Below are 20,219 nucleotides of genomic sequence, written 5' to 3' on the forward strand. Positions count from 1 at the left end.
GTTCTATTTTTCAGTAGGAAAAGATGCTGAATTATCAACAAAAGAAAAGCCACGCCGCAGGGATTTATTCTCAGTAACTTGCACTTCAAATCTTACACTATCCACTAAAGTACCCGATTTAGCTTGTAAATTCCATTGACCAGGTTGAAGTTGCCAAAAAAGTGAATTAGAGGGCTGAGTGGCTAACTTTTTACCATTCAACCACCACTCAACGGGGGCGTTATTCGATCCAGACAATTTAAACTCTAGGCGTGAATTTTCATTCTGATTTATCAGAAAATAAGCATCATTTTGAGGAAAAAGTATTTTGAATTTGCTATTAGTTAAACTAGATTTACTCTGCCTTGCTAACCACCCATTATAATCTTCAGACAGCTTTAAAATACCTGACTCAGTTTTGTATTTGCTGATATCTTCAGGATAAAAATATTCTTGTACAACCGAGGAACATTCAGGTGTAGGCCGCCACCCAGAAATAGCACAAATAGGGCGCTGTACTAACCCTTTTAAAGTAGGAAAAGGTGCAGGCTCTTGATGTTCGTGTAAGTGTAAAATAATGTGATTCCAGAGAGGGGCAGCGCCCATGACTCCAGAGACTTTCTTCATGCGATCGCCATTGAAATTTCCTACCCAAGTTGCAACCGTGTAATCATTAGTAAAACCCACCGTCCAAGTATCCCGAAAATTAGAAGATGTTCCTGTTTTCACCGCTGTAGTAAATGGTAAAGCCAGCACAGAATCAACACCAAACTCTTGAGCGCGGGCGTGAGCATCGCTTAACATATTAGTAATTAATGCCGATGTTGTTCGATCCATGACAGGTGTATCACTGGAAATTTTATCATCATTAAATGTGGTGACAATAGGTGTCGATTTCCCTTGTCTTGCTAAGGTCACATAAGCTCTAGCTAACTCAAACAAACTAACTTCACCGCTACCTAAAACCAAGCCTAAACCATAGTATTCTGGAGATTGAGTTAAATGCTCAAATCCCAATTCATGCAAACGATTGAGAAACGTAGATACTCCCACTTTTTCTAATACTCTTACTGCTGGAATGTTGAGAGAATTTGCCAAGGCAACCCGCACCCGTACCGGGCCTAAAAATGTTTCATCGTTATAATTAGTTGGGTTGTAAAGTTTTGCACCGGGAATGGCGTAATAAGTCGGTACATCGGCTAAAATAGTGTTGGGTCTAATCGCACGTTTTTCTAAGGCTAATTCATACAAGAAAGGTTTAAGGGTAGAACCAGGCTGGCGTAGCGCTTGCACTCCATCATTCCGACCTATTTCTATTTCATTAAAATAATCTGGAGAACCGACATAAGCTAAAACTTCCCCAGTATGATTATCTATGACTAGAGCGGCTGCATTGTGGACATTATGGGGAGATAAAGAGTTAACAACTTGCTGCACTTGTGCTTCTATAAACTGCTGTAAAGAACGATCGATTGTGGTGCGAATATGAGACGGATGCTGCTTGGGTAATTGATTAGATAGCCAGAATAAAAAGTGAGGTGCGGCAATAATTCCCTGTTCTTTCGGTGCTAGTAAAATTTCTTCATTCAAGGCTCTATCTGCCTGCGATCGCGTGATATACTTGTCTTTGACCATGCGATCGAGTACGTAATTTTGCCGTTTTTTCAGAGATTGCCAGCGGTAGTAAGGATTGAGGTTATTTGGATCGTTGGGAATAGCTGCTAAAAGGCTCGCTTGAGCGAGATTGATCTCGGCGGCGGAAATGCCAAAATAGTTACGGGAAGCGGCTTCTACCCCGTAAATATTGCCGCTCATTGGCAATCTGTTGATGTAAGATTCGAGAATTTCGTCTCTATTCATGCCGGCGAAAATGCGCCAAGATAGCCAAATTTCTCGCACTTTATTAGCTAATGTGCGAGGTGCGGGGTCTAGCATCCGCGCTAACTGCATAGTGATGGTAGAAGCGCCGCTGACTAACTGTTTGGCTTGTGCGGCTTCGAGGAGCGATCGCGCGATCGCTCTCATATCTGTGGCACCATGTTGATAAAATCGGCTATCCTCAGCGGCGATGATGGCGCGTACAAAGTGAGAAGAAACTCGATCTAAGGGTACAGCGGCGGTATGTTCTTGGTCACGAGTGAGAATAGTGCCGAGAGTAAGGCCGTTGCGATCGCTAAATTCGATCGCCTCCCGATCCTGTGCGATGTCAGCAGCGCGGATGGGTGCGAGATAGGGAAGCGATCGCACCGTCAGACAAATTAATACTAACACCAAAAATACGCGAAGTTTTGGGTTTCTACATTTGCGCCCAGCCTTCTGGGAATTTTTAATTAGCCACAGCCTTAATGCTTTCATCAATTAATCCCTCAGCCCAGAAAAGTTTAATCTATTTCCGATATCGAAACAACCCTACCGGATCGACAAAAAAGTATAACCTAACCCCGTCCTCTGGGCGGTATCTTTAACCACCCAAAGGCGGGATTACGCATATTCATTTACAAGACTACAACTTGAATATCCCTACTTCCAGAAACTATAAATTTCGCACTCATTAAGAAAAAATACAAAATCTCTACACCATAAAATTATAGGCTTTAATCATTTATATAGCCTTAGCAATGGCTGAGTTAAAAATTTAATAAAATTGATCGGGAAACCCGATCGCGTCAACTGTAGATACAGTAGCCGTAAAGGAAAACATCAATATGAAATTCAAAAAATGGATAAGGCCGATACTTCTCCTAATTCTCACGGTGGTAGTAACAACCTGTGGAGTCGCGAATAAATCTTCAAAAATTGAACCCCTTCCCTCAGTTGCTCCCCTAGTTAATCCGCAACTGGTAGACTGGATTGAAGAAATTAGTCCTACTGGAAAAGCTGAACCTCTCAACCAAATTCGCATCCGGTTTAAAGAGGCATTAATTCCCGTTGAAAGCCTTGATAGTTCCGAACAGCAAGATAAACTCAAACTATTTGAAATCAAACCTGCTATCCCCGGTCAATTTCGTTTTTTAACCCCCCGTATGGTGGGATTTCAACCGGAACAAGCATTACCTAAAGCTACTCGTATTCAAATCGCCATCAAAGCAGGTTTGACTGATTTAAAAAATCACCGCCTCGATCGAGATTTAAGTTGGACATTTAACACCGAACCAATCCAACTGTCCAATTTACCCACTTCTAAACCGGAAAATTCAGAGTTCCAACCCATTGATATTAAGCCTACTCTGAAATTCACATCAAATGTAGAATTAGATTTAGCTTCAGTGGAACAACATTTGAAGCTAATGCCAGAGGGACAGACAACAACTGTGCCTGTTAAAGTAGAGTTAGAAAAAGCTGAGGTAAAATCAGAGGATAGGGAAAACCCAGAAGAAAATTTCGATCCATCGGTTCGCCCTTTTAAGTATACCATAGTTCCCCAACAAACCCTCGAAAAAGCCACTCAGTACCGTCTACAATTTGACTCTGGCTTGCTACCACTTCGCGGCAATCTCCCCAGCGAAACACCATTTGTTAGCCAGGTAGAAACTTATTCGCCCTTGGCATTTAAAGCTATTAAATTTTTTGGACAACCAGATGCTGGCGGTGCTTATGGTCGGTTCGTAAAAGGCAGCGGTCAGTTACAATTTAATAACGGTCTGATCGCGGATTCAGCGCGGGAGAATATCACCCTTAATCCCCAACCTAAAAAATCTCCCACACTTGTCCAAGCCTATGACAATGAACCTTTGGTTAGTCTTAATCCCTGGAGTTTAGAACCAGCAAAACAATATACTATTACTATTGGTGCTAACCTCAAAGATAAATTCGGTCAAACCTTGGGAAAACCAGTCACATTGCAGTATGAAACAGGCGATGTCTCTGGCGAAATTTGGACACCCACAGGGTTAAATATTTTCCCAGCAGGGAAAGACTTACAACTGAATATTTCTACAGTCAATTTACCCGAATCCGAGTACAAAGCAGCCTATAAAGTCGTTCAACCGACAGATTTAGTTTATACTGCTGACGCATATCCCAGAGGCGAGGGAAATGATTTACTTTCCAATCCTTCTGAGTGGCAAACTTTTCGAGTTTCAGGGCAGAAAAATCAGCCTCTAGATATAACAGTTCCCTTACGGGAAAAACTAGGTGCAGCAACAGGAATGCTTGCTTATGGAGTGCAAGCACGCACGAATCTTTACTCGGATGAAAAAGGTAAACAAAAATGGCGAGAACCTACTAATTACGGTTTAGTTCAATTGACTAATTTGGGAGTATTTGCCCAGTGGTTCCCAGAGTCAGGCTTAATTAGAGTAAACCATCTCGATGATGGTTCCCCAGTAGCAGCATCAGTCGAGATTTACGAATCTCAATTACAGGCAAAATCTCGACCTGAACCTACTCCTTGTGCAACGGGTAAAACTGACAATAATGGTACATTATTACTCAATCGCGAGAATTTACAGAACTGTATTAAATCTGAAGTAGGTGGCTTTGAAAAAGCACCAAGTTTATTAGTCATTGCCCGTGAAAACAAAGACTGGGCATTTGCTAGAACTGAAGAATATAGCGGTGCTTATGGCTACGGGATTGAAGGAGATACTTGGAACAGTAATAAGCCACAATCGCGCGGTACAATCTTCTCAGACAGACAACTTTATCAACCAGGGGAAAAAGCTTGGTTGACGGGAACTGCTTACTATCTCCAAAATGGAGTTATCAAGCAGGATAAAAATACCAGTTATGCAGTCACGCTGCAAACTCCCAGCGGTACTAAGACTGATTTAGGAACTCAGACAACTAATGAATTTGGCACATTTTCCCTAGAATTGCCCATCGAAAATAATCTACCTTTAGGCTACTATTCTATTCTAGCTAAAGGAGGAAGCGGAGCGGAAATTTCTGGTCAATTTCGGATTGCTGAATTCAAACCACCTAATTTTAAGGTAGATTTAAACCTCGATAAAGAGTTTGCACTGATTGACGATAAAATCGAGGCAACTGCCCAAAGTAATTATCTGTTTGGTTCGCCAGTAGAAGGTGGAAAAGCCAAATACTATGTCACTCGCCGCAAAGCAGAATTTACACCAAAAGGTTGGGAAGAATTTGCCTTTGGGCGGCAATGGTTTTGGCCAGAAGAAAGCCCGAACGTTCCCACTGATGTACTGCAACAAAATGCAGTCTTAGATGCTAGTGGTAAAGGCAATCAAACATTTACAGTCGGCAAAGATTTGCCCTATCCGATGAATTATCGGGTAGATATTGAAGTCTCCGATGTTTCAAATCTGTCTGTATCCGATTCTAAAACATTTACTGCCCTACCCAGCGAGCGATTAATTGGTTTACAGACTAATTTTGTTGGCGATGCCGGTAAACCTTTACCGATTCAACTCATCGTTACCGATCCTACAGGAAAACTAATAGAAGGTCAAAAAGTCCGCGTTGAACTGCAAAAAATTAACTACAGCAGCGTTACTCAAGTAGTCGAAGGTAGTCGCAATCCTCACAATCAAATCGAATACAAAACAGTAGCAAAAAGCGAGGTAAAATCTGGCAGCACTCCTCAAACAGTATCTCTGAGTCCTCCTGAATCTGGTTCTTACCGCATTCGGGCTAAATTTCCTGATAGCAATAACGAAGTAACTGCCACTGATTTACAGATTTGGGCAACAGGAGAAAATGTCGTAAGCTGGGGTAACAGATACGATAATAATCGCCTGGAAGTCAAACTCGACAAGAAAAGCTATCAACCAGGTGAAACAGCAACAGCTTTAATTCAATCGCCTTATCCAGAAGCAGAGTTATACTTTGCTGTTGTTCGCGATAAAACCCTCTATCAAACTGTCACTAAAGTTAAGGGTGGTGCGCCTCAAATCCAGTTCCAAGTAACGCCAGAAATGTTGCCAAATGCAGCAGTAGAAGCTGTGTTAGTCCGTCAGGGCAAGAGTTTAAAAGAATTAGAACCGGGAAGTCTAGAAAATCTGGTAAAAATCGGCTTTGCTCCTTTTCAAACCAGTTTAGATGCTAAATACTTGAAAGTCCAAGTTACTCCCCAGCAAACAGAATTACAACCGGGTGCAGAGGAAACCGTACAACTACAATTACAGGACAATCAAGGGAAACCAATCAAGGGGCAATTTACAGTTATGGCTGTCAATGAAGCCGTGCTGCAACTAACTGGATATCGCCCGCCAGATTTGGTTAAAACTGTCTATGCGGAGCAATCTATTTCTACCCGCTTCAACGATAATCGACCGAATGTAGTGTTAGAAAATATGGCTTCACCCTTGGCAAAAGGTTGGGGTTATGGCGGTGGCTTCTCCACAGGTGCAGCAAATACTCGCGTCCGCAAAGATTTTCAAGCTTTGGCTTATTACAATGGTTCTGTTGTTACAGATGCTAATGGGAAAGCGAGCGTTACATTCAAACTTCCTGACGATTTAACAACTTGGCGTGTAATGGCTGTTGCTACTGACGGCAATTTAGATTTTGGTAATGGCGAGGCAACTTTTATTACCACTAAATCGCTGATTTCTAATCCCATTTTACCGCAGTTTGCCCGCCCCGGCGATCGCATTCAAGCAGGCTTATCTGTAACTAACAATACTCAGGAAAAAGGCAATCTGACAATTAACGGTCAAGTCGCTGGCGCTATCAATTTTGAAGGGAATAACCCAACAGCGGCGAATCTAAAAACTCAAGCCGAGTCAGGGACTCATGCTTACCGTTTCCCCATTGTGGCCGGTAATGCTGGTGATGCTAAAGTTCAATTTGCCACGCAATTAAATAGCAATGTAGATGCGTTTGAAGTGCCTTTAGAGGTGAAACCTTTAGAAGTTACAGAAAACGTTGTGGAAGTGGGAACAATACCCCCCAATCCCCCCTTACAAAGGGGGGGACAGGAGGTAAAAATTCCTCTGAAGGTTGATAAAAATGTGGTGTCAGATGTTGGCGGTTTAGAGATTTCTCTAGCTAGTACATTGATACCAGAAATTATCGCACCAGCGAAACAGGTTTTACAGAATGAACAGTTACCATTTTTGGAACCTGCGGCTAGTCAGTTATTAATTGCAGCTAATTTGCAAACTCTTTCTCAGCAATATGCTCAAAGTTTGAAAGATTTTAATCCTAGCAAAGAAGCTGCGATCGCGCTTGAAAAATTGCAAAAACTTCAGCGTCCCGATGGTGGTTTTGCTTCCTACCCCGGACAAGAACTATCTGACCCGTTTGTGACTCCCTATGCAGCAAAGGCAATCGCATCTGCTTCTAAGGCTTTTCCTAATACAGTCGATACGGGGATGCTATCTCGCCTGACAGACTACTTAAAGAAAACTCTTGCTGACCCCGGACAATATGAGTTTTGCAAAGAGCAAGTTTGTAAGAATCAAGTGAGATTATCGGCTTTAATCTCTCTAGCAGAATTAGGCGAAAAGCGCAATGATTTTCTAGCCGATATCTATCAACAGCGGAGTGAATATAATCTAGTTACTCAAATTGAGCTGGCGCGTTACCTTTCTCAATTTAATGACTGGCAAAATGAGTCTCAAGTGCTAACTAATGAGTTGCAAAAAAGCATCTATATCACGGGTCGCACAGCTACGGTGAATCTACCTAAGAATGTGAGCTGGATAGCTTCTCCTACAGCTATTCAAGCTCAAGCTTTGCGGCTGTTTATCGCTCAAAAAAGCAAGACTGAAGATATCGATCGCTTATTGCAAAGCCTCCTAAATTTGCGGCGTGATGGCACTTGGCAAAGCACTTATGACAATGCAGAAGCACTGACAGCTTTAGTAGATTACAGCAAAACTCAGCCGACACCACCTAAGTTTAGTGCTACGGTAAAATTGGCTGGTAAACAGTTAGATTCCATTCAGTTTGACGGCTACCGCAATCCCAGTCAGTTTATCACTGTAGCCACAGATCAATTGCCACGAAATGGCGATCTAATCATTCAGAAATCTGGTCAAGGTACGCTGCACTATATCGTCAATTATGGCTATCGCTTGCAGGGTAATCAACCGGGACGTTTAAACGGGTTGCGAGTAGTGCGAGAAATCCGACCTGCGGGTGAAGATCGAGTGTTAGGGAAACAGCAACTTTCTATTCCTAAAGACCTGACTTTGGGAGTGGGACAAGTGTTTGATATTGGTTTGGAAATTATCGCCGATCGCCATGTGGATCATGTGGTAATTACTGACCAGTTACCTGCTGGTTTCGAGGCAATTGATAACAGTTTCCAAACCTCTACAAAGGCGGTGGAAGCTCAAGGTGATAGCTGGCAAATTGGGTATAAAACGATGTATCGCGATCGCGTCCTCGCCTATAGCGATCGCCTCGAACCTGGGGCCTACAGCCTCCACTACCTCGTCCGTTCCGTCACCCCCGGAACCTACCTCTGGCCAGGCGCAGAAGCTCATTTACAATATGCTCCTGAAGAGTTTGGGCGATCGGCATCCTCTACCTTGATTGTCTTCGATAAATGACTTACGTAACGCCCCCTCTGGGCGGTGATGGAACCGCCCAGAGGGCGGCGTTACGGATACCGCCCCCGGCGGCGGATCGTTTGCACGCATTCGATATACTATAGAATGACGTTTACGATATGCAGGGTTATACCCCTCATGTGGGGTATGAGATCCCATCCCCTGCAACCAACAACAAGAATTTGAGGTTAATCTAGGACTATACAATTTGGGATTTCGGTTTGAGAATTAATAGGGAACTAATTAGATTTAACAGGAGACGCAACAATGGCAGATAAAGCCAATCAAAAGGCTCAACCCTCTGAAAATGACGACTTAAAGGATTTAAAAGGAATCTTTAAAGGGATAATTGTGAGCGCAGCTTGGTCTTATGCAGATATTTTAGAGAAAAATAAAAAAGCCGAATCTCAACAGGAAACTGCCCAAAAATCCGAGGAAGAAAAAGTCGAGCCTGATATAGCTAGGGGCTAGGGGCTAGGGGCTAGGGAAAGAAGGGGAAGATAGAAGAGGGAAGAGGGAAGAGGGAAGAGGGAAGAGCTTACGACCTACTGCTGCATAACTTTAGAGAATTGGGATTACGTTTACGATCGCTTTGGCTCTATGCCATTTTCCACAAAAGGAATAGTAAAATGAAACTGAGAACCGCGATCTTTTCCTGCCGAATTCGCCCAAATTTGACCGCCCCAACTTTTGACAATTTGCCTACAAATTGCTAGCCCCAAACCAGTACCCCCAGTGCTACGCCGCAAAGCACCTTCCTCTTGATAAAAGCGGTCAAATACTACCTCTAAACGGTTAGGCTCAATGCCGCGCCCAGTATCAGTTACCACTACCTCGATCGTGCGATCGCCATTGCGCTTAGCCTCAATCGTCACATTACCATTGGGTTCTGTGAATTTACAAGCATTATCCAGTAGTTTCGAGAGCACTTCCACCAGCCATTCCCCATCCGCCTGTACCAAAGGCAGCTCTGGCGGCACTTGTGCGATAATCTGCGGTAAATCCTCACGTTGACGGCGGGCGCGAATGCTGCTGAGAGCAAGATCGACGCACTCTTGCAGCGGCAAGCTTTCCATATTCCATTGCACTCTGCCACTCTCTAAGTGAGAAAGAGTGAGAAAGTCCTGCACCAGTTTACGCATTCGTTCCGCGTCACTTAAAGCAGTTTCTAGCATCACTTGCCGCAACTCTAAAGGCATATCGGGGTCTTGGCTCAAACTTTCCAGGCAAACTTGGATAGTAGACAGGGGAGTGCGGAGTTCGTGACCCGTGATCGCGATTAAATTACTGCGAGTGCGATCGAGAGCTTCCAGTTGTTGGTTGAGTTCTTCTAAGTGAGCGTAGGTTTCAGCTTGAATTAGGGCCGCTCCCAGTTGAGTCGCGATCGCCTCTACGAGGGCCAATTCATCTTCTTCCCAAGCCTTCGTAGAATGGCACTGATGCAATTCCACTATCCCCAAAACCCTCCCCTGATAAAGCACTGGCACCATCAGCCAAGAAAGAATTTGCCACTCTTGAACCAGTGTCCGCAATGCCGATGTATTAGCAATCAGAGGATATTCTGCTCCCTGTTCCACATAAACTGGCTCTAACTTACTCACAACCTCCTCAAACAGGGGATTGTTTTGCAGCGGCCAAGTCTGACCCCGCAGAGAACGAACGCCGGGACGCAAAAACTCCTGATTGATTTTGGCGGCTGCATCTGTAGCTTTGCAGCGGTAAATCAAGCAACGGCAAGCATGGAGAGCCTCTCCTAATTCTTGCACAGCTACTTCGATCATCTCGTCATGATTGAGCGATCGCCGCATCGCTGTGGTAATTAAATTTACTAAACGCTCTTTCCGCTCTTGGGCCGCGATCGAACGGTAAGCTTTTAGTAATTTATGCTGACCCGCCTGTAAATATGTCACCAATCGCTGAGCAAACGGCTCATTCAATTTGGGATTTTGACTCCCCTTTCTCAAGGCAGATTTAGATTTGGCATTAGTCGTTTTTCGCTGCTTCGGCAATTCCTTGGCAATACCATAAATATTTTGCGCTTCCTCAATCTTTTGTTCTAACTCCGGCCGATAGTTAAGAATTCGTTTCAGCAGTAAATCAGCAGCTTTGCAGCTCACTTCGCGGTCAAACGTCCAAATCCCTTCAAAGCGGCGAGCTTGATCCATCATTGCCAGCGGTGCGCTATCGTTCTCATTTTGAGTAGGAGCTTTTCGTTCTTGACAGATTAAGCAAGTTGAATATTCCTGACCGATCACGACTAAATGCCACTCTTGACTCAAACCGTCTTCCGGCTTAAATGCTACAGTCTCGTAACAGTCAGAAGCATTTTTGAAATCAGTTTCCGGTACCGCCAGCACATAAACCTGAGATGTGAGCGTGGCAATGCGCCGATAACGGTGAGCTTCCTGGCGGTAAAAGCGCTCTCGCTGGAAACTCGCGATCACTAGCGGCTGGTCTAACCCCGCCAGTACCAGGTCTTCCATCGCGTGGGAAAGCGCCGTCAGCGAAGACTTAAAATAAATTTGCGATCGCAGTTGCGGCAAAGCTTGCAGCAGCTCTGGTAGTACCGAAGTTGGGACGATCATCTAGCCTTAGACGTAAATTTTTGCCGATGACAAGACAGGAGCGATCGACAGGAGGTTTTATGAGATCTTTTACCAGTATCAGTTCTATGAAACTTATTCAAATCTACGATTGGGCAGATTTAATGTTCACTTCCTGTTTCACGCTGGGGAGTCGGCTCCTTCGATGTCCACAGGCATAAATTCAGGCCGAACTAGCCTTACTAATTCTTTTGAGACTTTAGCTATAGCAGTTTTCAATTGCGTAGGTACTAATCTTAATTAATAATTAGCCATTAGCCATTAGCCATTAGCCATTACCAATTACTTACCAATTACCTTCTTAAAAATTGTTAAATTGCTCATAAATTCTACTTTAACATTTTGTATGAGTAAGTTTAGAAAGAATTAGGTAAAATTTTGTGAACCGCCCTCACCATCAAAAAACATGAGCTACTAGCTATGAGCTTCGCAGCTAACAGCTAATAGCACTTTTCTTTAATTTTTGTAAATCTTCAAGCTACGGTCTAGGCTGCCTCACACATCCTCGCGGGCCTCGTCGTTATTACCCGGAGAAGACTTATAAAGAGCATCCAATTGTTCGCGAGCGTCTTGCACTGAAAGCGATCGCATTACCAACAATGGCTCATTCACAACATTCCCATAATCATCCAATAATTCTGGATGCGGCACTGCTTGAAACCGAGAGGATGATGCGTTATAATTACCACCTCTAAATGGTTGGATGCGCTGAGACTCCATACCCACCGTCAACAAACTGCGGAATAAGTTCCCCACAGCCAAAAAAGCTAGGATCGTGAAAGCCAGGATGTAAAGGACGTGTAACATAATATTCTCCTCCGGGCCAAACAGCCACACAAAAATTTACAAAAGTGTTTGAGCAAGGAATAACTTATTAACTGGAAATATTTTTGAGATTGTCCGCATCTGCGATCGCCATCTTCTTAATTTAGAAGCAAGCGGGCCAGAGTTCAACTCTCACTATATTTTTCCAGGTTTAGGAAACTGCTCTCAGCGAAAGCACATAGCAACTTGCCAGCATTCAGTCAGCAGTTTATGCCAAGGTATGAGCACAGCCGTTTCACCTCAACTTCACCTTCAATTGCTTGAAATAGCACCTGTGCATGACTTACTTCTTGCTGAGCCTGTCTTACCCTGGCGAGTAAGTCACATTGCTCCTGAGAACCAAAAAAAAGAATATCCTCAGTTTTCAGGAGGTCGATTGAACGCTCAAACCAAGACCAAAAATCCTCTAGTAGCTGTGGCAGCAAGGCTTTGAGCAATTGAGTTTCCGGCAAGTTGGGATTAACCATTCATTAAAATCAACTTATCTATCTATTTTAATCTTAACGCAATTCACATTTTTTAATATTTATTTAACAAAGTTTCAATTTTTTCGCCTGGGGAAATGTTGAATTTTGAATACCCTAATAATTCTCCCCCGCCCCCCCCGCTCCCCCGCTCCCCCTCTCCCCCGCTCCCCTGCTCCCCTGCTCCCCCGCCCCTTCCTTCCCCCGCTCCCCCTGCTCACCTTCTCTAGTTAAGATAGAAACAGTACAACCAAATGTTAAGTCCCAATTTGTAGTAATCCTCCAATGGTTCAGCAGCCGATGTCTAGCCCAGAATCCCTTTCCGCACCCGAACAGCCCGCTAAAATCCACCTTCCTCGCACCAGCGAGTCAGAACCCCTGAAAAAAATTCGCCACACCACCTCTCACGTCATGGCAATGGCGGTGCAAAAGCTATTTCCCAAAGCCCTAGTAACAATCGGCCCTTGGATTGAAAACGGATTTTACTATGACTTTGACATCCCAGAGGCATTTACAGAAAAAGATTTGAAATCCATCAAAAAAGAGATGATCAAAATCATCAATCGTAAATTGCCTCTAATTCGGGAAGAAGTCAGCCGGGAAGAAGCCGAACGCCGAATTAAAGAAATTAACGAGCCTTACAAACTGGAAATTTTAGAAGGTCTAACAGAACCGATTACCATCTACCATTTGGGTGATGAATGGTGGGATTTATGTGCCGGCCCCCACTTAGAAAATACCAGCGAACTAAACCCAAAAGCCATTGAATTAGAAAGCGTTGCCGGTGCTTATTGGCGCGGAGATGAAACCAAAGCTCAGTTGCAACGCATCTACGGAACTGCTTGGGAAAATCCCGAACAATTACAAGAATATCAGCGCCGAAAAGAAGAAGCACTCAGGCGCGATCATCGTAAACTAGGCAAAGAATTAGGATTGTTTATTTTTGCCGATGTCGTCGGGCCAGGCTTGCCTTTGTGGACACCCAAAGGCACAATTTTGCGGAGTATTTTAGAAGATTTCCTCAAACAAGAACAGGTTAAACGCGGCTATTTACCCGTCGTCACTCCTCACATTGGCAGAGTAGATTTATTCAAAACCTCTGGTCACTGGCAGAAATATAAGGAAGATATGTTTCCGATGATGGCAGAGGATGAAGAATCGGCAAAAGCAGAACAAGGTTTTGTTCTTAAACCGATGAATTGTCCTTTCCACATTCAAATATATAAGAGCGAATTACGTTCTTATCGGGAATTGCCCATGCGGTTAGCAGAATTCGGTACTGTTTACCGCTACGAACAATCGGGAGAATTAGGAGGATTAACCAGAGTTCGCGGATTTACTGTTGATGATTCCCACTTATTTGTCACGCCGGAACAGTTGGATGCTGAATTTTTGAGCGTGGTGGATTTAATCCTATCAGTATTCAAAAGTCTGCAATTAAAGAACTTTAAAGCTAGACTGAGTTTCCGCGATCCAACTTCCGATAAATACATGGGTTCCGATGAAGTTTGGGAGCAATCTCAAGGGGCAATTCGTCGCGCTGTGGAAACCTTGGGAATGAATTATTTTGAAGGAATTGGGGAAGCGGCTTTTTATGGCCCCAAACTCGATTTTATTTTCAGCGATGCGCTTGACCGCGAGTGGCAATTAGGAACTGTCCAGGTAGATTACAATTTACCTGAACGTTTCGATTTGGAATATGTCGCTGAGGACGGAACTCGCAAACGTCCAGTAATGATTCATCGCGCTCCTTTTGGTTCTTTGGAACGGTTAATTGGCATTTTAATTGAGGAATATGCGGGTGATTTCCCGGTGTGGTTAGCACCAATTCAGGTTCGTTTGTTACCAGTTAGTAATGACTTTTTACCTTTTGCTCAAGAGGTAGCGGCGAAGATGCGGATATTGGGAATTCGCGCTGAGGCGGATGTGAGTAGCGAGCGTTTGGGTAAGTTAATTCGCAATGCTGAGAAGGATAAAATTCCGGTGATGGGTATTGTGGGTGCAAAGGAGGTTGAGTCAAATAGTTTGAGTATTCGCACTCGTGCTTCTGGGGAGTTGGGAATGATTGCTGTTGATGAGGTAATTAATAGATTGAAGTCGGCGATTTTGAGTTTCAGCAATTTTTAGAAAATAGTAAGTAGAGTGGGTTAACTCACTCTACTTTTCACTTCATTACCAATGAATAAATAGGAGTTAAATCTATGCCTAATCCGTTTCCAGGGATGAATCCATACTTAGAAAATACTGATTTATGGGCTCAAGTACATCACTTGCTGATTAGTATGATTTTGGAGTCTTTAGTCCCGAAATTGCTTCCAAAATATAGAGTTGATATTGAAAAGCGAATTTATGAAATTAACGGAGAAGAGTCTCTGTTAGTAGGTATTCCTGATGTCATTGTCCAACCTTCGTCAAATCAAACAAACTCTACGAATTCTAATGTCGCCGTTGCAGCACCCCCTGCTAAATCTTTAAGAGTGAGAGTGCCTATGCCTATAGAATTTAGGGAAGGCTATTTACCAGTAATAGATATAGCCACCAAGGAAGTTGTGACAGTAATCGAGGTGCTTTCACCCGCCAATAAAAGACGTGGCAAAGGACGCGAAATGTATGAGGAAAAGCGGGAGAAAATAATTGCAACTCGCACCCATTTAGTTGAGATTGATTTACTACGTAATTGGCAACCTCTTCCAGTTTTTGGTAACGATATCGAGGCTAATTATCGAATTTTGGTCAGTCGGGGAAATCAACGCCCGATGGCGGATTTATATCTTTTTAATTTAGCCAATCCAATTTCTTCATTTCCGTTACCTTTACGTTCAGGTGATGTAGAACCTATTGTAGATTTACAAGCTTTACTCAATGGAGTTTATGACCGCGCCGCTTATGATTTTAGAATAGATTATAATAGTGAAGTTGTGCCGTCGTTGTCAGAATTAGATACTATTTGGGCAGATAGTTTATTGCGAGAAAAAGGATTGAGAGTCTAATAGAAGTAAGTCAATTAACAGGAGTTAAATCTATGCCTAATCCATTCCCAGGTATGAATCCCTATTTAGAAAGTATTGATTTTTGGCCAGAGGTACATAATCGCTTAAATGTAGCAATTGCTGACGCTTTAGTTCCCCAACTACTACCCAAATATCGCGTCGCTATTGAGAAGCGGATTTATGAAATAAATGGTGAAAACTCTTTATTGGTCGGAATTCCCGATGTCTCTATACAACGCAGACAAACGCAAACTAACCCGATTAATTCTAATGTCGCCCTACTCGCCCCAACTGCTACACCATTGAAGGTAGCAGTACCTATGCCTGAAGAGATTAGAGAAAGTTATTTAGAGGTTATAGATTTAGCAACTAAGGAAGTGGTGACAGTAATTGAGGTACTTTCACCTGCGAATAAACGACCAGGGAAAGGGCGGGAAATGTATGAGGAGAAGCGGGAAAAGGTGTTCGGAAGTCGCACCCATTTGGTGGAGATTGATTTATTGCGTGGTTGGGAACCTCTTCCTGTTTTTAATAATGATATTGAAGCTAGTTATCGAATTCTGGTGAGTCGGGGAAATCAACGTCCGATGGCGGATTTATATTTGTTTAATTTGCCTGATGCAATTCCTACTTTTCCTTTGCCTTTACGTTCGGAAGATGAGGAGCCAATTGTAGATTTGCAAGCTGTGTTAAATATAATATATGACCGAGCTGGATATGATTTTACTATAGATTATAATGGCGATCTTGTACCGCCCCTGTCAGATGAGGATGTTATTTGGGCAGATACTCTCTTGCGAGAGAGAGGGTTAAGGGAATAATGGCAGTAGAAGGTGCAATTACCAATTAGCAAAGAAGGGGCTAGGGGCTACGATGCTCAGGACTAGGGAAAGAGGTAGAGAGGGGAAGAAGGGAAGATGGGGAAGGTACCAATTAGCAATTAGCAATTAGCAATTAGCAATTAGCAATTACCAATTAGCAATTAGCAATTAGCAATTAGCAATTAGCAATTAACAATTACCAATTAACAATTACCAATTACCAATAGGATAATCATCCTCAACAACTAACAATTTTTGCGGACTTTTGCTAGAACCCAGGGGGTGAGAAACCTGACCAGTGGGGGGTAGTAAGTAAAAATGGTAGAAAAGGTGAATAATAAAGTAATGATGAGGTAATATGATTCTACAGAGGTCAAATACTTTGGAAAAATTAGCTAGTATAGAAAAGCCGATCGCTTCTGGGAATAAAGCCGTAGAAATCACACCCCAAAATCCTCAAGCCTGTTATGACCAGGGTAATGCTCTGGTACAATTAGGACGCTTCCAAGAGGCGATCGCGTCTTGGACTCAAGCTGTCAAACTTAATCCTGACTTTCATGAGGCATGGTACAATCGCGGCGTAGCCTACAGAAAGCTCGGATGCAATCAAGAGGCGATCGCTGACTATGACAAAAGTCTAGAAATCAAACCAGAGAATGCTGAAGCTTGGTACAATCGAGCTAATGCTCTGAGAAGTTTGGAGCGATTTGAAGAAGCGATCGCTGACTACGACAAAGCTTTACAGATTAGACCGGAATATCATGAGGCATGGTCAAATCGCGGCAATACTTTCGTCAATCTAGAACGGAACGAAGAGGCGATCGCAGACTATGACAAAGCTTTAGCAATTAGGCCAGATTACTACGAAGCCTGGTACAACCGAGGCATGGCCTTGAAAAGTTTAGGAAAATTTGCAGAAGCGATCGCTTCCTACAATCGAGCCCTAGAAATTAGACCAAACTTGCATCAAGCATGGTACAATCGCGGGATTGCATTGGCAAATAGTGGCGAATTTGCAGAAGCGATCGCCTCCTATGACAAAACTTTAGCACTCAAGCCCAATGCCTGGGAAGTTTGGAACAAAAGGGGAACAGCTTTAGTCCAGTCAGGACAATTAGATGTCGCGATCGCCTCTTGGGATCGAGCCGTAGAATTAAAACCCGACTATCACGAAGCTTGGTACAATCGCGGTTTAGCACTAGCTAGCTTAGAGAAATTTGCAGCAGCGATCGCTTCTTGGGACAAAAGCTTAGAATTCCACCCAGATAACCGCGAAGCTTGGTACAATCGAGGCATAGCCCTAAGCAAATTAGAGCGCATAGAAGACGCGATCGCCTCCTATGATAAAGTTCTAGAAATCAAACCCGACGATGCCGCCACACTTTATCACAAAGCAGGCCTGTACTGCCAACAAAACAACACCGACCTAGCGATGGAAAACCTCCAACGCGCGATCGCACTCAATCCTAAAAAATATCGCAAACTCTGCAAAACTGACTCAAAGTTTCAGAAAATACAGAAAGATGTGCGCTTTGTCGCTTTAACTCAAAATAAAGCTAATTGAAATAGAATGCCACCAATACAATCGGCATTACTGAGCACCCGTACCCCCAAATCATGCACGCACTGGACAAAACCGAAGCAAAATTCGCTCTTCTCAAAACCCGCCTGAGCGAAATTAGTGACATCGAATCAGCCGCAGCCGTGCTGCACTGGGATCAGGCAACCTATATGCCAATTGCCGGGGCCAGTGCTAGAGGCCGCCAACTGGCTACCCTCAAACAAATTAGCCACGAAAAATTCATCGATCCCGCGATCGGACAACTGCTAGAAGATTTGCGCCCCTGCGAAGCCAGCCTCCCCTACGACTCTACCGCAGCCAGTCTGATCCGCATAGCCCGCAAAGACTACGATCGCGCCGTGCGAGTCCCCTCAGAGTTCATGGCCCAATTCTCCCGCCACCAAGCCGCCTGCTACGAAGCTTGGGCAAAAGCTAAGGCCGACAACAATTTCGCCGCCGTAGAACCCTATCTGGAAAAAACTTTAGAATTAAGTCAAGAATATAGCGACTTTTTCCCTAATAACGAACATATTGCCGATCCCCTGATCGACTTAAGCGACTGCGGAATGACAGTTGCCAACCTCCGGCCCTTGTTTGCCGAATTACGTCAGGAATTAATCCCAATTGTAGACGCGATCGCTTCCCAACCTTCCGCCGACGACTCCTGTTTACACCAAGATTTTCCCGAAAGTCAGCAGTTAGAATTCTGCCGCACAATCATCGAGCGTATTGGTTTCGATTTTAAGCGAGGACGGCAAGATAAAACTCTGCACCCCTTTATGACCAACTTTTCTATAGACGACGTGCGAATTACTACCCGCGTCTATGAAAATAACCTCGCTCAAGCACTTTTTAGCACGATCCATGAAATGGGACACGCCCTTTATGAATTGGGCAATTCTCCTGAATTTGAAAGCACGCCTCTGGCCGGTGGTATTTCTTCCGGCGTTCACGAAAGTCAGTCCCGGTTATGGGAAAATTTAGTCGGTCACAGTCGTGGCTTTTGGGAGTGTTTCTATCCGCAGTTACAAGGCGTATTCTTGAGGCAATTAGGTCAAGTTTCTATCAATACATTTTATCAAGCGATTAATAAGGTAGCTTGCACGCCGATCCGCACTGATGCTGACGAAGTAACCTATAACCTGCACGTGATGATCCGCTTTGATTTGGAATTAGCACTGCTAGAAGGCAAGATCGCAGTCCGCGACCTCCCCGAAGCTTGGAATGAATGCTATAGAAGAGATCTGGGTTTAGTTCCTGCCAGCGATAGCATTGGAGTCATGCAGGATGTCCACTGGTATGTGGGGACAATTGGGGGAATGTTCCAAGGTTACGCCCTCGGCAATTTGATGAGCGCTCAATTTTACGAAGCTGCCCTTAAATTCGATCCCGAAATTGCCGTTGAAATTGAACAAGGAAACTTTAGTTTACTCCACAACTGGCTTAAAAAAAATATCTATCAGCACGGGCGCAAATACAGCGCCGCCGAACTGATGGAGCGCGTTACAGGTTCAGCATTAACTATTAAACCTTTTATAGGATACATTCGGCAAAAATATGGAGATTTTTATTCTTTTTGAAGGATTGCCAATAGCAAAACTCAGGAGTCAGACTAAAATTGGGTAAGTGGGTAATGGGCAATCGTGTGGGGTTTGTCCCCTGAGAGCGATCGCCCACGATCCATCTTTAATCTTTGTTGAAAAGTTCCCGGATGGTAAAATCCCACTGGGAAGTTTAGAACAGCCAAACTTTACTAAGAGGAATATTTTATGCGTGTAGCTACTGTTGTAATTCTGAGTTTACTGGCGTTTTTGGTTCCGGGGTTAACCAGGAGTGCGATCGCGGGCGATCGCACTAAATCTCTGACTGAACAGTTGGAGGAAAGCGGATTATTTACTCCTGGTGCTCAGGTCAAACCCGTTTTTGGGGAGGGAAATTCTGAACGCGAACTGTTTAATAAGCCTTTTTATCAAGGTTTGCAGGAACCCCCGAAAAAGGAAAAGACTGTATCGAAAGGTGCTAAAGGTGCTGAAGTAGCCGCCATACAGAAGCGTTTGCAAGCTCATGGTTTTAATGTCGGGGCGATCGATAGCGACTTTGGATCGCGGACTGTCTCGGCTGTCAGCGCGTTTCAGCAGTCGAAGGGATTAAAGGCTGATGGGATTGTCGATCGCACAACGTGGGATGCTTTAAAGGATGAGCCGATGGTTTTAGCCCAAAAGCAGATTCCTGAGAGTAGTAAGGTATTGGCGAAGGGCGCAGCGGGTTCTAAGGTAAAGACGCTACAGGTGCGTTTGGAAATGCAAGGTTACGATCCAGGGCCGATTGACGGGATTTTTGGGGCGCGGACTTTGACCGCTGTCAAGGACTTTCAAGCCACTAATAATTTAAAAGTGGATGGCACTGTCGATGAGGCCACTTGGAAGGCTTTAGGTGGGAAATGATTATGTGGTGGGGGTTTGAGGAATTTTTATTTTTCTTTACCCCCTTTTCTGTTTTCTGTGTTAT

The 20,219-nt window shown here is 43.9% G+C and carries 11 protein-coding genes and 1 pseudogene; 8 read left to right on the plus strand and 4 right to left on the minus strand.

Going from position 1 to position 20,219, the window contains the following annotated elements; translation table 11 throughout:
- Positions 1-3 precede the first annotated feature (3 nt).
- Positions 4-2,334 carry a penicillin-binding protein 1C gene (pbpC, locus tag OSCIL6407_RS0116740; RefSeq protein WP_019487466.1) on the minus strand — a complete coding sequence of 777 codons (2,331 nt, stop codon included), beginning with the start codon at positions 2,332-2,334 and terminating at the stop codon, positions 4-6.
- 350 nt (positions 2,335-2,684) lie between these two features.
- Between pbpC and OSCIL6407_RS0116745 the strand changes: the two genes are divergently transcribed.
- Together OSCIL6407_RS0116745 and OSCIL6407_RS0116750 are read left to right on the plus strand one after the other, a co-directional pair.
- Positions 2,685-8,447 carry an alpha-2-macroglobulin family protein gene (locus OSCIL6407_RS0116745; protein ID WP_019487467.1) on the plus strand — a complete coding sequence of 1,921 codons (5,763 nt, stop codon included), beginning with the start codon at positions 2,685-2,687 and terminating at the stop codon, positions 8,445-8,447.
- 267 nt (positions 8,448-8,714) lie between these two features.
- Positions 8,715-8,918, plus strand: a complete 204-nt coding sequence (locus OSCIL6407_RS0116750; RefSeq protein ID WP_007357888.1) for a hypothetical protein — start codon at positions 8,715-8,717, stop codon at positions 8,916-8,918.
- A gap of 110 nt (positions 8,919-9,028) precedes the next feature.
- On the opposite strand, the gene OSCIL6407_RS0116755 is transcribed toward OSCIL6407_RS0116750, so the two are convergent.
- The 3 genes and pseudogenes from OSCIL6407_RS0116755 to OSCIL6407_RS30820 all read right to left on the minus strand — a co-directional run bounded on the left by OSCIL6407_RS0116755 (position 9,029) and on the right by OSCIL6407_RS30820 (position 12,342).
- Positions 9,029-11,032, minus strand: a complete 2,004-nt coding sequence (locus OSCIL6407_RS0116755) for a DICT sensory domain-containing protein (protein WP_007357889.1) — start codon at positions 11,030-11,032, stop codon at positions 9,029-9,031.
- 513 nt (positions 11,033-11,545) lie between these two features.
- A complete protein-coding gene (locus OSCIL6407_RS0116760) occupies positions 11,546-11,857 on the minus strand; it encodes a DUF2973 domain-containing protein (RefSeq protein ID WP_007357890.1) in 312 nt (103 codons plus the stop codon).
- 183 nt (positions 11,858-12,040) lie between these two features.
- A pseudogene (locus OSCIL6407_RS30820) lies at positions 12,041-12,342 on the minus strand (DUF2605 domain-containing protein).
- Positions 12,343-12,639: 297 nt separating this feature from the next.
- Between OSCIL6407_RS30820 and thrS the strand changes: the two are divergent.
- The 6 genes from thrS (at position 12,640) to OSCIL6407_RS0116795 (ending at position 20,155) form a co-directional block, all read left to right on the plus strand.
- Complete coding sequence (gene thrS / locus OSCIL6407_RS0116770; RefSeq protein WP_007352836.1) at positions 12,640-14,466, plus strand: threonine--tRNA ligase; 1,827 nt, start codon at positions 12,640-12,642, stop codon at positions 14,464-14,466.
- Between the two features lie 74 nt (positions 14,467-14,540).
- Entirely contained in the window at positions 14,541-15,329 is a 789-nt protein-coding gene (locus OSCIL6407_RS0116775; protein WP_007352837.1) for a DUF4058 family protein, read from the plus strand.
- Between the two features lie 32 nt (positions 15,330-15,361).
- Positions 15,362-16,150 carry a DUF4058 family protein gene (locus tag OSCIL6407_RS0116780; RefSeq protein WP_007352838.1) on the plus strand — a complete coding sequence of 263 codons (789 nt, stop codon included), beginning with the start codon at positions 15,362-15,364 and terminating at the stop codon, positions 16,148-16,150.
- Between the two features lie 382 nt (positions 16,151-16,532).
- Positions 16,533-17,714, plus strand: coding sequence for a tetratricopeptide repeat protein (locus tag OSCIL6407_RS30825; protein WP_039961410.1), 1,182 nt, complete (start codon positions 16,533-16,535; stop codon positions 17,712-17,714).
- A 53-nt stretch (positions 17,715-17,767) separates the two neighbouring features.
- Positions 17,768-19,291, plus strand: a complete 1,524-nt coding sequence (locus OSCIL6407_RS0116790; RefSeq protein WP_007352840.1) for a carboxypeptidase M32 — start codon at positions 17,768-17,770, stop codon at positions 19,289-19,291.
- A gap of 189 nt (positions 19,292-19,480) precedes the next feature.
- Positions 19,481-20,155: a peptidoglycan-binding domain-containing protein gene (locus OSCIL6407_RS0116795; protein WP_007352841.1), complete on the plus strand. Its 675-nt coding sequence runs from the start codon at positions 19,481-19,483 to the stop codon at positions 20,153-20,155.
- Positions 20,156-20,219 lie beyond the last annotated feature (64 nt).

The organism is Kamptonema formosum PCC 6407 (assembly GCF_000332155.1).
GTDB classification, from domain to species: domain Bacteria; phylum Cyanobacteriota; class Cyanobacteriia; order Cyanobacteriales; family Microcoleaceae; genus Kamptonema; species Kamptonema formosum.